The sequence below is a fragment of the Sporosarcina sp. FSL K6-2383 genome (genome assembly GCF_038618305.1).
In the GTDB taxonomy this organism is placed as follows: Bacteria; Bacillota; Bacilli; order Bacillales_A; family Planococcaceae; genus Sporosarcina.
In genome coordinates this window covers 2,867,648-2,882,372 of sequence record NZ_CP152017.1, presented here as the reverse complement: position 1 = coordinate 2,882,372, position 14,725 = coordinate 2,867,648, and the positions used below count along the sequence as shown (strand labels likewise).

General features: G+C 40.2%; 24 protein-coding genes and 1 other RNA gene. 23 read left to right on the top strand and 2 right to left on the bottom strand.

Annotation, left to right across the window (positions count from 1 at the left end; genetic code table 11):
* Window positions 1-2 precede the first annotated feature (2 nt).
* From MKZ10_RS14300 to MKZ10_RS14205, 20 genes are all read left to right on the top strand, one after another.
* A complete protein-coding gene (locus tag MKZ10_RS14300) occupies window positions 3-413 on the top strand; it encodes a DUF2634 domain-containing protein (RefSeq protein ID WP_342510226.1) in 411 nt (136 codons plus the stop codon).
* Window positions 406-1,494, top strand: coding sequence for a baseplate J/gp47 family protein (locus MKZ10_RS14295; RefSeq protein WP_342505609.1), 1,089 nt, complete (start codon window positions 406-408; stop codon window positions 1,492-1,494). Before MKZ10_RS14300 ends, MKZ10_RS14295 begins: the two co-directional genes overlap by 8 nt.
* Window positions 1,487-2,071, top strand: a complete 585-nt coding sequence (locus tag MKZ10_RS14290; protein ID WP_342505608.1) for a putative phage tail protein — start codon at window positions 1,487-1,489, stop codon at window positions 2,069-2,071. Before MKZ10_RS14295 ends, MKZ10_RS14290 begins: the two co-directional genes overlap by 8 nt.
* Entirely contained in the window at window positions 2,068-2,352 is a 285-nt protein-coding gene (locus MKZ10_RS14285; RefSeq protein ID WP_342505607.1) for a ketopantoate hydroxymethyltransferase, read from the top strand. The genes MKZ10_RS14290 and MKZ10_RS14285 overlap by 4 nt, the downstream gene beginning before the upstream one ends.
* Window positions 2,352-3,338 carry a hypothetical protein gene (locus MKZ10_RS14280; protein WP_342505606.1) on the top strand — a complete coding sequence of 329 codons (987 nt, stop codon included), beginning with the start codon at window positions 2,352-2,354 and terminating at the stop codon, window positions 3,336-3,338. Before MKZ10_RS14285 ends, MKZ10_RS14280 begins: the two co-directional genes overlap by 1 nt.
* Before the next feature lie 11 nt (window positions 3,339-3,349).
* Window positions 3,350-3,676, top strand: a complete 327-nt coding sequence (locus MKZ10_RS14275) for a hypothetical protein (RefSeq protein ID WP_342505605.1) — start codon at window positions 3,350-3,352, stop codon at window positions 3,674-3,676.
* Window positions 3,657-3,773, top strand: coding sequence for a CD1375 family protein (locus tag MKZ10_RS14270; protein ID WP_342505604.1), 117 nt, complete (start codon window positions 3,657-3,659; stop codon window positions 3,771-3,773). Before MKZ10_RS14275 ends, MKZ10_RS14270 begins: the two co-directional genes overlap by 20 nt.
* Window positions 3,774-3,849: 76 nt before the next feature.
* A complete protein-coding gene (locus MKZ10_RS14265) occupies window positions 3,850-4,503 on the top strand; it encodes a DUF6037 family protein (protein ID WP_342505603.1) in 654 nt (217 codons plus the stop codon).
* A 178-nt stretch (window positions 4,504-4,681) separates the two neighbouring features.
* A complete protein-coding gene (locus MKZ10_RS14260; protein ID WP_342505602.1) occupies window positions 4,682-4,918 on the top strand; it encodes a hemolysin XhlA family protein in 237 nt (78 codons plus the stop codon).
* A 3-nt stretch (window positions 4,919-4,921) separates the two neighbouring features.
* On the top strand, window positions 4,922-5,173 hold the full coding sequence (locus MKZ10_RS14255) for a phage holin (protein WP_342505601.1): 252 nt from the start codon (window positions 4,922-4,924) through the stop codon (window positions 5,171-5,173).
* Window positions 5,173-5,940: an N-acetylmuramoyl-L-alanine amidase gene (locus MKZ10_RS14250; protein ID WP_342505600.1), complete on the top strand. Its 768-nt coding sequence runs from the start codon at window positions 5,173-5,175 to the stop codon at window positions 5,938-5,940. The genes MKZ10_RS14255 and MKZ10_RS14250 overlap by 1 nt, the downstream gene beginning before the upstream one ends.
* 138 nt (window positions 5,941-6,078) lie before the next feature.
* Window positions 6,079-6,990, top strand: a complete 912-nt coding sequence (locus MKZ10_RS14245; protein WP_342505599.1) for a hypothetical protein — start codon at window positions 6,079-6,081, stop codon at window positions 6,988-6,990.
* Window positions 6,984-7,292, top strand: a complete 309-nt coding sequence (locus MKZ10_RS14240) for an STAS-like domain-containing protein (protein ID WP_342505598.1) — start codon at window positions 6,984-6,986, stop codon at window positions 7,290-7,292. Before MKZ10_RS14245 ends, MKZ10_RS14240 begins: the two co-directional genes overlap by 7 nt.
* Window positions 7,293-7,387: 95 nt before the next feature.
* On the top strand, window positions 7,388-7,609 hold the full coding sequence (locus tag MKZ10_RS14235) for a transcriptional regulator (RefSeq protein WP_342505597.1): 222 nt from the start codon (window positions 7,388-7,390) through the stop codon (window positions 7,607-7,609).
* A complete protein-coding gene (locus MKZ10_RS14230) occupies window positions 7,609-8,868 on the top strand; it encodes a UV damage repair protein UvrX (RefSeq protein WP_342510224.1) in 1,260 nt (419 codons plus the stop codon). The genes MKZ10_RS14235 and MKZ10_RS14230 overlap by 1 nt, the downstream gene beginning before the upstream one ends.
* A gap of 6 nt (window positions 8,869-8,874) precedes the next feature.
* Window positions 8,875-9,204: a YolD-like family protein gene (locus MKZ10_RS14225; protein ID WP_342505596.1), complete on the top strand. Its 330-nt coding sequence runs from the start codon at window positions 8,875-8,877 to the stop codon at window positions 9,202-9,204.
* Window positions 9,205-9,219: 15 nt separating this feature from the next.
* Complete coding sequence (locus MKZ10_RS14220) at window positions 9,220-9,486, top strand: YolD-like family protein (protein ID WP_342505595.1); 267 nt, start codon at window positions 9,220-9,222, stop codon at window positions 9,484-9,486.
* A 115-nt stretch (window positions 9,487-9,601) separates the two neighbouring features.
* Window positions 9,602-9,892 carry a hypothetical protein gene (locus MKZ10_RS14215; protein ID WP_342505594.1) on the top strand — a complete coding sequence of 97 codons (291 nt, stop codon included), beginning with the start codon at window positions 9,602-9,604 and terminating at the stop codon, window positions 9,890-9,892.
* Between the two features lie 108 nt (window positions 9,893-10,000).
* Window positions 10,001-11,071: an MBL fold metallo-hydrolase gene (locus tag MKZ10_RS14210; RefSeq protein ID WP_342505593.1), complete on the top strand. Its 1,071-nt coding sequence runs from the start codon at window positions 10,001-10,003 to the stop codon at window positions 11,069-11,071.
* A complete protein-coding gene (locus MKZ10_RS14205; protein WP_342505592.1) occupies window positions 11,068-11,310 on the top strand; it encodes a DUF3006 family protein in 243 nt (80 codons plus the stop codon). The genes MKZ10_RS14210 and MKZ10_RS14205 overlap by 4 nt, the downstream gene beginning before the upstream one ends.
* A 180-nt stretch (window positions 11,311-11,490) precedes the next feature.
* Here the strand turns inward: MKZ10_RS14205 and ssrS are convergent.
* Both ssrS and MKZ10_RS14195 read right to left on the bottom strand, forming a co-directional pair.
* A non-coding RNA gene (ssrS, locus tag MKZ10_RS14200) (6S RNA) lies at window positions 11,491-11,682 on the bottom strand.
* Window positions 11,683-11,786: 104 nt separating this feature from the next.
* Complete coding sequence (locus tag MKZ10_RS14195; protein WP_203247126.1) at window positions 11,787-12,056, bottom strand: AbrB/MazE/SpoVT family DNA-binding domain-containing protein; 270 nt, start codon at window positions 12,054-12,056, stop codon at window positions 11,787-11,789.
* A 186-nt stretch (window positions 12,057-12,242) separates the two neighbouring features.
* Between MKZ10_RS14195 and MKZ10_RS14190 the strand changes: the two genes are divergently transcribed.
* The 3 genes from MKZ10_RS14190 (at window position 12,243) to MKZ10_RS14180 (ending at window position 14,577) form a co-directional block, all read left to right on the top strand.
* Window positions 12,243-13,115 (top strand): YitT family protein, encoded by an 873-nt coding sequence (locus MKZ10_RS14190; protein WP_342505591.1) that lies wholly within the window; start codon window positions 12,243-12,245, stop codon window positions 13,113-13,115.
* A 324-nt stretch (window positions 13,116-13,439) separates the two neighbouring features.
* Window positions 13,440-13,889, top strand: coding sequence for a GNAT family N-acetyltransferase (locus MKZ10_RS14185; RefSeq protein ID WP_342505590.1), 450 nt, complete (start codon window positions 13,440-13,442; stop codon window positions 13,887-13,889).
* Between the two features lie 148 nt (window positions 13,890-14,037).
* Complete coding sequence (locus tag MKZ10_RS14180; protein ID WP_342505589.1) at window positions 14,038-14,577, top strand: short-chain dehydrogenase; 540 nt, start codon at window positions 14,038-14,040, stop codon at window positions 14,575-14,577.
* Window positions 14,578-14,725 lie beyond the last annotated feature (148 nt).

Sequence of the window (14,725 nt, the reverse complement as noted above, 5' to 3'; positions counted from 1 at the left end):
TGGTGTTGCCAATCGGTGAATTTACAATAACTGATGAAGTAGAAGTCATTGATGAAGCTGAACTACCTACTAGGACGTACAAGCTCGACTTTAAACGTGGTCGCTGTGTGGGTATGACCGATAAGCTCGATGCAATGGAGCAAGCGATATTTAAGATGATGCAAACAATCCGCTTTGAACATCTGATTTATTCCGACGATTATGGCTTTGAGGGTATGACAGGCAAAGAACGAATATTTGTCCAAGCTGAGTTACCTCGACGAGTTAAAGAAACACTGTTGCAAGATGGCCGCATTACATCCATCGAAGATTTCAGTCTTGAATTTGAAAAGGATAAGGCGTTTGCTAGTTTAACCGCAATCACAATTTATGGCGATGTCAACGTGTTAAGAGAGGTGATTAATTTTGTTTGAGCATAAAACCTTTGAAAATATACTAGCCGAGCTGCTAGCGGATGTGCCGGACGACGTCGATAAAAGGGAAGGCTCGATTATCTATGACGCCCTTGCGCCAGCAGCAATGAGACTTGCCGAGAAGTATTCAGACTTGGACGTTGTTCTTCGGCTCGTTTATGCGGATACGTCAGATGGGGAGTATTTAGGGCGAAGAACTGCGGAGTTTGGTGTGAATCGTAAAAGGGCTACTGCGGCCATTCGAAAAGCAATATTTACAGATACTAACTCAGTAGCTCTGGACGTCGCAAACGGAAGTAGATTTAGGTTGAATGAAATAGTTTACGAGGTAACGGATCGAATAACTCTAGGCGAATTTAAGCTTAGAGCGGAAACGCTCGGGATTGTTGGAAACCAAGACTTCGGCGACTTGCTACCCGTTGAATCAATTGATGGTTTAGGTAGCGCTCAACTAGCAGATGTGTTGGTCCCCGGTGAAGACGAAGAAACCGATGAGGTGTTGTACGATCGTTACCAAGACGACATCAACGAGCAGTCTTTTGGCGGTAATCGAGCAGATTACAAAAAGAAAATCGAAGAAATTGTCGGCGTGGGTGGCGTAAAGTTACTCAGAACACCTGCAGGTGGTGGTACTGTCGGTGCAGTCATTATTGATTCTAGTTTTAATGTCCCGTCCGTTGGACTAGTAGATTCTGTCCAAACAGAGATGGACCCAGTTGTTAATCAGGGCGATGGATTAGGTACGGCTCCAATTGGTCACCGGTTAATATTATCAGGTGTCACAAAAGTAGTGGTCGATGTTGAAACCACTCTCTCGCTAAGTGGCGGGAGAACAGTCGGCCAAGTTCAAGCGGATGTCGAAAGCGTGATAGAAAGTTATTATGCGAATCTCCGAAAAGAGTGGAAAGATGGAGAGCCTACAGATTTTCTTGTTGTACGAATCAGTCAAATTGAATCACGTATCATAACGGTTGAAGGTGTTCAAGACGTGAGCGGCACTCTCTTGAATGGTATAGCGGCTAATGTTGATTTAACTCCTACCCAAATCCCAGAATTAGGGACGGTGACGCTCCATGACTGATTTACTCGAGTACCTACCAGAGTTCTATCATGACATTCGGGAATTTCGCGTCATTGCTGAAGTTGAGGGTGAGCAATTCGACGAACTGGATGCCGAACTCGATAACATTCTCAATGACCAATTCATCATGACAGCAAGAGAACCATCAATAGTGCGGCGTGAGAGGACATTCAAGATTCAAGCCGACCTGACTATCGAAACATTAGATTTCCGTCGTAAACGAATCATTAACCGTCAATCTATCAGACCACCATTCACGGAAAGATACCTGCAGGATAGATTCGATTTCCTGCTAGGCAAGGGCGTCTCGACTGTTAATGTCGATGTAGATAATTTCATCCTTTCCGTCAGTTTAGCAATAAACGATGCTGCCATGTTTAAAGAAGTTCTTATTACGATTGAAAAAATTGTACCCTTAAACATGATTTACTTACAAAAAACAGCTATTAATGATTCTATGGGCATCAAAGAAAGTATTGTAGCCCACAAGTTAAGTAGAAATCTGAGGCTGGGAACAACTTGGAGGTTGGGCGTTACGCCTTTTGCAGTCTCAACAAATGAGGTGACGTTAAAATGATTCCAACAGCTTTTCAAAGCGATATAGCATCTTTTGTCGAGTCACAAATCGCTAAGGTACAAATTAACGGCACGTTTGACATTACAAATTTCATCGTGAAAAGCGTGGTCGGCAACAAAGTGAATATGTCATATGAAATCCCATTTGGATCAGTAGCAGAAGTGAAGACGATGGCGCTATTAAAAGCCGGTGACCAAGTTATTTCGATTAATGACGTTTATCTACCTATAAGCTCCGACACGAATATCACGCACACATTCACCATTTTGGAGGTGGGATAATGGCATATGATGCAAAGACAGACTGGCAGTATAATGAAACACCAACCGAGGCTGATGCTAACAGGTGGGAGCAAGGAATCGAGGATGCTCATGACGAAATTGAGACACATAAGGCGGATTTGGCATATCAAAAGGCTGGCGGTACTGCATCAGCAATTACATTAACAACCCAGCTATTAACCGACGGCTACGCTAAGACATTTATTGCTTCTGCTAATAACGGCGGCGCGGCAACGACGATTAACGGTAAGCCCCTATACAAGCCAAATACAACGGCGGCGCCTACATTAATTGCCGGCAAAGCATATACAGTTTGGTACAATCTGGCGAGTAATTGTTTTTTTATCAAAGCTAGTGCCGAAGGGACAGCTACAACGGCACAGGTACTAGCAGGTGTGCCGTTTAGCAACGAATTTGATACAGGACTCATTGGCACTATGCCTAATCGTGGAGCGATTAATCAAACTATCACAACCCAAAACGGTCAATCAATAATTCCTGCGGGCTATCACAATGGAGCGGGGAAAGTAACTGCGGCTTTTGCGAACTTGATTGCAGGTAACGTTAAACAGGGGGTCAATATCGGCGGAGTGGTAGGTACAGCCGCCACAATTATGCCTGGTGGTTTTAACGTGTATGAAATGTCCGGGGCGATATCTGCGCCCAGTCCAAACAATGTCTTGATTTTCGCATTAACAATAAGCGTTGGAGGTTTATACAGAATCGGTTTTAATTTGTTTAACCAACTTAATATAGCTCCGGATAGGATAATGGTGGCACAGATATATAGAAACAGTACTCCCCATGGAACCGTTAGAAAAACAGCTAATGGAAATACCAATCCAATGAGATTCACAGAGGACTTGCTTTTTAATAATGGTGACTCGATGCGGATTTATGTGTCTGCCGAAGGTCCTGGATCAACAATTCTAAATGTATCAGAGATCACCTTGTCGACAAATCTAGGGTTCAACAGGACTACTTAGGAGGTTGCAAAATGAAAACAAAGGTCCGATATGATTCAGAAGAAGAACGAGATACTATACTTGACGAATACTCACATCTCTTCTTGATTGAAGAACAGAATATATCAGAAGGTGATTTTTTAATATTTTCGGATACAGAGCCACAGCCTCCAATTATTTATGTGAATGTGCCAGAAGTGGAGTTTGAAGAACTTAAACAAGAGAGTACTGATTTAATGCTTGCCATTGCAGAACTGGCAGAGGCAGATGCCCAAGAAAAGACTGAGATGCAGTTAGCCATTGCGGAATTAGCAGAAATCATAGCAGGGGGTGCTCAAGATGGCGAAGTTATATTATGATTTAATCCAAAAAGAATTGCGGACGGTTGACGATGTGCCGCTTAAGTGGCGTGCGGATGTACAAGTCCTATTAGATGCAGATGTAGACGCAGCATAAGCTAGCGTTATTTTTCATGTCATTTATTGCAGGGAATCCTTTCCTTTTGTCGAATTAGGATGAAAGGGGGGGAGACATGATGACGCAGAATAATAAGAAAACAGAAATACTTTTTAAAAATTTACCTTCTTTATTGCGGGATATGAAAGAAAAAGAATGGGTTATAGATTCTTTTCCTATTACTTATAAAGGAGAAAAGTATATTGTGATTTTAACTTTATATAATGAAAGGGAGAGAAAACCTAACGATTACGCTAAGGCTAAAGTTGAATTTATATCATGGAACAATACAAAAAATTCAATTAAGGGTTATATAGACTTCTACGATGTTCGTTTTGAGAGTGCTAGGGAGTTTTGTATCTTTTTTGACGTTGAAAGAGGAGATGCTAATAGAGATTTTTTTAAAGATTTCTCTCGAAACTTTTCCTTTTTCATTCCTAAAATGAAAGTACTGGATAAAAGTTGTGATATTGAAAGAATCTTAATTGGAAGACGAGCAGAGCGGAATAACCCCAATGCAATTTACTGCTATGATGTACGTCGCAACGGAACGAAAGAAGATGGTTCACCAAATAAACGAAGCATTGAGAATAGCAATAAAGCACAAACGCTACGTCCCGAACTGTATGAAACATATTCCATAGACAAAAATTTGAGCTTCTTCTTTTCTGAGTTGAAAGGTGAGGGAAAAAGTGATGATGAAATTAAAAAAGGATTTTCAAAACGTTAATTCATACTATTAAACAATCGGACGCTTTAGTTTAACATGTTAAGTCAACTTTTAGTTGGCTATTTTGTTGCCTATTCGGACCATAAGGCGTAGCGAGAAATAATCAAATATCAAGGTAAAGGGCATCCAATCGGGTGTCCTTTTTGTTTATCAAAAAATAAAAAATAGGAGTGATCATGTGGCGGAAGACGATATGAAAATGATTATCGAAATGAAAGAAGATATTGCTAGCATCAAGACTTTGCTGTCAACGATGAACAAGACGAATGACACAGCGATGGAAGCGGCTCAATCTGCCAAGTCGGCGCATCACCGTATTGATAAGCTAGACAGAATTGTATTTTGGGCAGGCACAACGATTGTAGGCACAGTCATTATTGCGCTTATTGCGCTACTTTGGAAAGGGAGTAATTAAATCATGAATGCAGACAAACTAAAACAATACATCGGGTTATTCGGAGGGTTGCTATCAGCAATCCTTTTATTTTTGGCAACTTTGAATATCGAATTTGCATGGTTTAATACGGAGTCTATCGGAGCATTTGAGGGTGTGCTGATTGCAGCTGTACCGTTTGCGTTGTTGATCTACGGTGTGTACAAAAACTCATATGTACTGACTGAAAAAGCTAAAAAACAGGAAGAGGAATTGAAACGTAAGGGGTTGAAATAATGCGGTTACTCACGAACGGAATGAAAATCGGCAATGCTACAGTTGTTGTCGATATCATCCAAAAGGGCAATCCAGAAATTCGTCCTGGCACGCCAATGAAGCCGAAAAAGATTACCACTCACAACACAGGCAACGCTAGCAAGGGCGCGAACGCTAAGGCGCATAACACTTATATCCACAACTTAGCTAGCTATCACCCGAAAGACACCACGCACGTATCCTGGCATCTGTCAGTCGATGATAAATTCATCTACCAGCACATTCCGTTTGACGAAATTGCATGGCACTGTGGAGATGGTGGCGGGGTGAATTCAGGCAATCGTACATCTATCGGCATCGAGATATGCGAAAACCCAGAAACGAATACAAAGCAAGCTGAAGACAATGCAATTGCTCTTACAGTGCTGTTGTTGAAAGGATTTAAATTGAAGCCGACGGATGTTGTTCCTCATCAGCATTGGAGTGGTAAATACTGTCCACGTTTGATTCTTAAGCGTGACGGATCATTTAATCCATATAGAAATCGTGTAGAATCAGCATTTAATAACACTAAAAAGGAGGAAGAGGAATTGGTATTCTCAAGCCCTACTTTAAAATCGGAAACGGAAACATCTTTGGTGAGTAAAGCGCACCGTCAGATCATAGTGGATGCAGCCGTTAAAGCGGGAGCGCATCCATCGTGGCAGGACAAACTAGCGAATAGGACGCTCACAGATGCGGATGTGTTAGGTTTGGCGGTCAAGTATACGGTAGCGGTAAATAAGTAAGCAAAAGGCGTCTTCTCTTAATTGAGTGGGCGCCTTTTTTGTTTATATTGTTAACTTTATGTCTCCCAGGGGTTTCCTTTATTTTTTAAAGCATTATACTAATAGAAGCATTTACTGAATAAGAAAAAGAGGTTACTTATGAATATAATACTTCCAGAACGTTTAAAGCGCGAAACATTAGCAGATCTTACGAATCAATTGGTAACAGAAGCAGGGGATCCTTTGCACGAAGAATATATTTTCGATTTCGAAACATGTAAAAAGGACATAGAACCAATTGGGGTAACCGTTCTTCATGGAATGGTGACATGGCTACTTTCAAAAGGGAAATCGGTTGATTTCTTGTGTGTTGAGTATGATGAGTTTTCACCGGAACACGTAAATCCTCAAAAGTTTTTAGATGATTGTGGTTTTTTTGAAGGTTTTATAGGAAACAGGATTAACTTAAATTCTTCATTGCGTGAGGACACTGTTGCGCTCCAAGATGTAATGTTAGATAATTTTAATCACTGGCTTAATCATTCTTTTATACCATGGTTGTCGCGGTTACTCAATAAATCTTCAAAAGAAGTAGAGTCATTTAAAGCTTGTTTAGAAGAAATATTTAACAATGTTAGGGATCATGCCGATATACATTTTAGTAACATCTTTGCGCAATATTATCCAGAAAGTAATAGTATAACTATTACTATAGGTGATATCGGAGTAGGCATAATAGAACACATAAAAAGTTTTCCACAATTTGCACACTTTACCGATGAAGAAGCATTGAGAAATGCTGTCAAACGTAATTTCACTACACAAACTACACCTCACAATCGTGGAGCAGGCCTTGATATGTTAATCCATAATGTGGTAGCGAATGCTGGTGGGACTGTTTACATTTTGACGAACAGGGGTATACTGGAATCAAGACTTGAAAACGGTCATATGATACAAGAGTATCGTTCGGCGGAAAGTTTCTATCCGGGTACCCATATCGAAATAAAAATCGATGTCTCGAAAGCTGAAAATCTATTTGATAACGTAGAGGAGGATTTTTCATGGTAAACTTTATCAGAATAAGTGATGTAGTGAATAGCACATCGTTTAATAAAGATGGTGAGATCATCTTTGATTTAGTGAAAACCGCTCTGCTTAATAATCAACAAGTAACTGTTTCATTCGAAGGAATTTATGCGCTCAATACCTCATTTGTAAATAGTGCTTTTATTGAACTTTTGGAGCATTTTTCATTTGACGAAATTAAAAACAACCTTAAATTCGTTGATAGCACTAAACAAATCAATTCTATTATAGGCAAGCGGTTTATTGATACAGTTACTAAAAATGAGCTGTTAGCTACTATGTAACTTGTTTGTTCAAAGCATCTCTCACGAGGTGCTTTTTTATTTGCTTTACAACCGAACATTCATTCGTTATACTGAAATCAAGGAGGGGAACAAACGTGCTAAAACTATTGGTTAAGTCGGTAGAATATGGTCAGTTATTGGATATGGTCTACATGGCGAAGGACGGTTCAATCAGTCAAAGGCGAATCAAAGTGCTACAAGTTGGCGATGTATCCTTCAGAGCGTATTGCTTTACGAGGGAATCCAAACGAACCTTTACGATTGATAACATTTTGGCACTTGTTCCCGTCGTTAGAAAAGAGAGTGACGTCGTGTGATTGACTACAGTAAGATGCCAAACCGCTCGGTCGCTTGCATTGATATGATGAGCTTTTACGCCAGCTGCATGGCAGCAATCCACAATTTAGATGTGAGGGCAGTTCCTATCGCGGTGGTCGGAAATTTCAAACAGCCGGGGAGTATCGTATTAGCTGCAAGTCCACCAATGAAAAAGCGTTTCGGTGTTCGTTCGGCTGTAACCAGGCTATATGATATTCCTAGCCATCCAGATATTCGCTTGTTCGAGCCTAAAATGGCGTACTTTTTAGAAATGTCGATGTCCATTACTCGCATCCTTCACAAATACGTCCCAGCTGAAGCGATACACGTCTACAGCGTCGATGAATCGTTTATTGATTTAACTGGAACAGAAAAGCTGTGGGGAGATCCGGCGGAAACCGTTAGAGAAATTCAAAAAGAAATATTTGAGACGCTTAGCTTACCATCAACGGCTGGCATGGGACCGAACATGCTGATGTCTAAATTAGCATTGGACTTGGAAGCGAAGAAACAAGGTTTTGCAAAATGGAGATTTGAGGATGTTGAAAAGAAACTATGGCCAGTATCTCCACTTTCTGAAATGTGGGGAATCGGCGGCAGGACAGAAAAGTCTTTAAATGCAATGGGAATCTACTCTGTTGGTGATCTCGCCCACACATCCCTTGACATTTTAGAGAAGAAATTTGGCGTCATGGGCAACCAGCTGTATCACCACGCATGGGGTATAGACCTATCCAGAGTGGATACACCAGTACCAGTAGGTCAAGTCAGCTACGGTAAGAGTCAGATACTCATGCGAGATTACAATTCAATTGCAGAGGTTAAAGCCGTCATGCTCGAGATGTGCGAAGACGTAGCGAAAAGGGCTAGGGATGCTTCGAAAACAGGTCGTACAATCACTTTGGGTATCCAATATAGCAAGAATGCATTGGGTGGCGGTTTTCAACGTTCGCGCACTATTAATGAAGCTACAAACGAGACAATGGCCATCTACGCAGTATGTAAAGAACTGCTGAGTGAAAACTATGACGCCCGTCCAGTACGCCAGGTGTCGATTTCGATAACTAAATTAGAAAACGAACAATCTGTGCAGCTGAGTCTATTCGAGAAGGATAATTGGCGTGAACGAGAAATCGGGAAAGTTATGGATAGAATACGAAATAAATACGGTTCTACAGCAGTCTTAAGAGCAATCTCATTAACTGACGCAGGCACAGCAATTAAACGGTCGGCATTGGTCGGCGGACACAAAGGATGATAAAATATGATTAAAGATAGAGGGAATATTAAGTGGCAAGGCATGATGTTGCCTGAGCATAACGCCGAGATGAAAAAGTGGCAGGAAAATGACAAGAAGACGGCTAAACCGCAGTTGGAGGACTACGAACTAGAATTAATTGCTGATGAAATCCAACGTGCATTTAAAAGCAAAAGCACCATCAAGTTGACGTACTGGCGTGATGGATATTTGGATGTTGATTACGGAAAAGTGATTGAGATAAATATGGACAATAAAACAATCGTGTTGGATGATCCATTTTCGACAATACGTTATAAGTTTGACGAGATAGCAGCGGTGTCGCTAATCAATTAAAAGGGGATGTTTATAATGACGGCAATTCCAAAACCAAAGAAAACATACAAGAGCTCAGAGACTCCAAAAATGACAGAAGAAGACTTCGAGTTAATCGCCGAAAAAATAAACGAAGCGTTAGAATTTAAAAATGAAGTAGAAATCACTGTCTATCATCAGAAGCAGTTTGATTCAGCTCGTGGTGTCATAACTAACGCCGACAGTCAAACGGGTAAATTAACGCTACAGGTGGGTTATGAGGAAAGAAAGATAAATATCAACGCTATCGTAAGTGTAAAGTGAGAAAGTGGCCAGTCCTAACCGGATTGGTCTTTTTGTTTGTCGCTATTTGTCGAACGATTAATAAAGGTGATATTACAACGGTATTGAATCTATGCGTAAAGGGGGGGGCTGAGTCATGGAATTTGAAAGCAAATTAAATTTGTACGGCAATGAATTTCTAACCACTTACTTTATCGACGACACTGTAATGATCCTAGCGCTTGGAGAAAATACAAACTTCGAAAAAAACAGAGGGGCAACTATCTACTTATATTTATGCGCTGATGGAGACGTTGACTATTGTATTAACACGTTCGTATTCTTTGAACCAGGTGAACTAGATGACTTTCTTGAAAAACTACCAGAAATGAACGCGTTTGATTTCATTATGCGCGGAACGGGGATACAACCTACTTTGTATGAATAAAATACCACTTCAATAGTAATTTAGAGAATACATTACAGTACTATATAGACATTTTGTATTATTTAATCTACGATTGATAGATAAATAGAATTATAGGAGGATGAAGGAATGAAAAAGTATTTCTCGATACTGATAGCATTTATTCTAGCAATCAGTTTATTACCAGCATCAATCGCAAACGCAGCGCCAGCAGAATTAAAAGTGCATTTCTTGGATGTGGGGCAGGGGGATTCGATTCTGATTCAAGCACCAGGAGGCAAAAGCATGCTAGTTGACGGTGGCACAAAAGCAAACAGTGGCAAAGTGGTTTCATTTCTTAAATCAAAAGGTGTGAAAAAACTAGACTATGTAGTTGCTACGCATCCTGACGCTGATCATATTGGTGGACTAATTACGGTGTTAAATGCATTCCCTGTCACTAATTTCATCGATTCTGGACATGTGCATACGTCTCAGACTTATTACGATTTACTTACATTGATCGATAAAAAGAATATCAAGTTTTCAGTCGCACAAGAATTGGACAAAATAGCACTGGATCCTAACATGATTATCCGAGTGCTTCATGCGGATGAAAATGCGAAAGACAGCAATGACGCATCGATCGTGTTAAAAGCTACTTATAACAAAGTGTCATTTTTATTGATGGGTGACGCGGATGCAGCGATTGAGGATAAGATCAGAGCAAAATACGACGTAGCTGCAACTGTACTTAAAAACGGGCATCATGGATCCGATACAAGCAGCTCGGCGGCGTTTATCAATAATGTTAAGCCATCAGTGGCAATATTATCTTACGGCAAAAACAATAGTTACGGACATCCACATTTAGCAATAGAAAGTCGTTTGAAAAATGTTGGTGCCAAAACTTACAAAACACCACTTGATTGCGATATTACTGTGACGAGCAATGGAGTTAAACATGCGGTATCTACTGCATGCAAGGATGGTAAAAAGGTGACTGCTCCTGCTACAAAATCAACTGTTAATCCAGCGCCGAAACCGATTGCTAAACCGGTAACTAAACCGGTAACTAAACCTGTTCCAAAACCATCTATACGCACGAACTTTAAAAATTGTACAGACTTAAGAACTGTGCATCCAGCAGGTGTCGCGAAAGGTCATCCAGCATATCAATCTAAGATGGATAGAGATAAAGATGGGTGGGCCTGTGAATGACAAAAAAATACACACTAGATAAAATCGAAGATAGCCAGTATGTATTTTTGGAGCATCCGGAAGAAATAAACCAACTACTGATCCCGAAGGAAGAAATCACAGTCGAGATTTCCGAAGGTGACATTGTATTAATAGAAGAAACAGAATCGGGCTATACAATAGAATTACAAAAAGAAGAAACTGAAAACACACGTGAGAAAGTAAGCAACTTGCTCGAAAAACTAAAAAATAAAAAGTGAACAAAAAACAGCCACCTTCTATATAATAGGGTGGCTGTTTTAGTTCAAATATGATGAATTGTGAATGATTCAAAAGAATTTTAACCCCACTTTAACCCCATAGGCATTTTTACAACAAAAAAACACCATCCTCGTAAGGATGATGCTAGTCTATAAACCCTCGTTCCATAAGGGTTTGTATGGTGAGCCGCCTTTGCCGTACGGTCTTAGAAAGTTTTAAACCACCACTTCTCAAAGTGGGTGTTCGCAGAAACAATCCTGTTTGTCCTCGTTATCGAAAGAACGAGGTATGCCATTCCTGTTTCTAGAAAAAACTCCCGTTTACAGCTTAAAGGTTAAAACTTAATGTTGATACGAACAACGCAGCTTCTAAAAATAGTGTACATCAATCGAAGTGTATTATCAAATGAAATAGTTGGAAATAGCTAGCCAAGCATGACCACAATTTAAAATCGTCTGCTATAAATCAGAGTGACTTAGCTATTTTTCGCAATCTCTTCTAATACAATTTGCGCGCCTTTTGGGCTTAAGTACATACCATTCGAGTACATTTTATTCTCAGGTGTTATTTCGCCAGTTACGATACAAGCTTCATTGACTGTGTACTTTCGTAGAATGATTTTATCTTCCTCTACGAATATTTCCATTGGTGAATTGGTACTCAAATGTAGTGTTTTTCTTAGTTCTTTTGGTATTACAATTCTGCCAAGCTGGTCAACCTTTCTTACGATACCCAAGCTTCTCAATAGAATCCTCCTTTAAATATTATTTAGAATATAACTTATGTCTATTATACTATAAAAAAGTAATAAATCCAAAAGTAAGTACAAGCGTAAATGTATTTGGATCTAGATATTATTTTTTTGAAAAATGATGATGATTGGTTGTTTTTTTGTTAGAATAGAAGGGTTGAAGGTGAGGGTGTATAAGTAATGGCGATACAACAATTTAGAAAAACAGTTTTTTTTGAATATATTCAAGTTATTTTTGGGGCTGCACTCGTTGGTTTGGCATTTAATATTTTCTTCTTACCGGCGAGACTGGCAGCAGGCGGCGTTTCAGGAATAAGTACGATTCTTTATGAACTTTTTCTATTCAATCCGGCTTACGTGCAGTGGCTCATTAATATCCCTCTATTAATACTCGGAGTTGTCCTTGTGGGGAAAGAATTTAGCCTGAAAACATTAGTCGGTACATTTTTTGTGCCATTCGTTATTTGGATAACCGCGGATATCAAGCTCTCTGTCGATAATCCTTTGCTGAGTGCAATTTACGGTGGGATTATGCTTGGAGTCGGATTAGGGATTGTGTATCGTGGAAATGGTTCGACAGGTGGAACGGCTTTGATCGCTCAATTGGTGAAAAAGTTCACAGGATTATCCAGTGGCTTTTCACAACTGCTTGTTGATGGGCTTGTGGTTCTCACATCGGCGTTTGTTTTTAATTTTGAGCTAGCACTATATGCAATGATTGCGATTTACGTCACAAGTAAAGTGATTGACTTCGTCCAACTGCAAACGTCTCCAACGAAGCTGGTGATGATTATTACGGATAAAGAAGAGGAAGTACAAGCCATTATCAAAAATGAAATTAACCGAGGCTTAACGAAGATTAAATCGATTGGCGGCTACTCGAATCAAGAAAAGACCATGATCCTCTGTGTCGTGGAACAAGCAGAGGCTGTTTATTTTAAAAAGGTGCTTCAAAAGCTTGAACCAACTTCATTTGTCATTTTCTTGAACGCATCGGAAATTCTCGGTCGTGGTTTTTCAAGAGCGCAGGTGGATGGAGATGTAGAGAAATAGAAATGACAAAATGACTCACTACGTGATAAACGTATGTGGGTTATTTTTGTTTATTTGATAAATGGAGGTTTTTTTAGTGGAGTTGTTGAAAGGTACTAGTAGGAAAAATTACTTTATCTGAACTCAGATAAAGCCTCCGGCGGATGTCACGGATTTTTATGGGGGAATTAAGAAGGCAGTCTAAGTGCACGACGTCCTGTCGCAACAAGGAAGGATGCAGTTCAATCCTTCCCACTGCATGATCTACTTTCTGTAGGCCACAAGCTCGAAAAAATCCGGACGCAATTATGCCGGAGCATAATTGATTAAAGGGAGGAAAAAGCAATGACATTTACAGTGGAACGGGTTGAGGATTTACAAGCGATTACAATTTCTCATTTAGTGAAGGAAAGTGAAACGGAAGGCTATCGCTTTTTGTCGCGCTTAGTTAATGATTTTCAAGATGGCACCAATCGGTTCAACAAACCGGGAGAGGCCTTATTCGCTGTTCAAAATAAAGCTGGCGATGTTGTTGCGATTGGTGGTGTCAATCAATCACCTTTTTCCGACGATACACAAGTTGCGCGTTTGCAAAGGTTTTACGTGTTAGACGATGCAAGGCGGCAAGGTGTTGGATCTCTTTTACTCAAACAAATTATTGACCATTCTCGCGGTAGCTTTAATGAAATGACGGTCCGAACAGAATCCTCGAAGGCGGATGCTTTTTATCGGTCGAATGGGTTTGAATTAGATGATTCTGCTTCAGAGACGACGCATGTGATGCAATTGGAATAAAGTGTGGGGAGAAAATGAGGGGTTTTATGAATGAAGAAATGGAAAACAATCAAGTCAACATATCACTATAAAACGCCGTTTGGCAACTTAAGACAAGATACATGTCAGTTGCCAAACGGAGTCATGTCTTCGGAGGAGAGGTGAGTGAATGAACAGTAATGGTCATGCCCTAGTGATTGGCGGAACGGGTATGCTTGCTGGGGTTTGTATTGACCTTGCATTTAAAGGCTATTCTGTCTCTGTTATTGGGCGGACATTGCCCAAATTTAAACGACTACAAGTAGAAAGTCCACCCAATTCTATATTTCCACTTATAACAGATTACGATACAGATGATGTCTTTGACGAAATTAATAAAGCGATGAGGGAACGTGGTCCGTTTGATCTTATTATCAGCTGGACACCTAATTACAGTGTGCTTGAGCGTATTTGTGGGATGAATCATGAGGCTAAATCTTTTCGGTTATTTCATGTAAAAGGAAGTCGGCGATATTTCGAAGATGATCCCATTCATATTCCTAGTCAATGTAACTACAGGAAAGTCTTTTTGGGATTTGTAATGGAGGACAGTGGTTCACGCTGGCTCACACACGATGAGATTGCACATGGAGTCATTAAACAAATCGCCACCGATGATAAAGAGGGAATAATAGGTCAAATACATCCTTATGAAGCCCGGCCGGGTTAAGTTTTCAATGGAAAGCTGTATCTGGAAAATAAGGAAATAATATGAAATGAGGATATGGATGCTAAAGCGAAAATACGGAAGCAGGTATGACTGGAAACGTGTACTGAATAGGGCGTATACCGAGCTTTTTATTGAAGCGGAAGCTTTT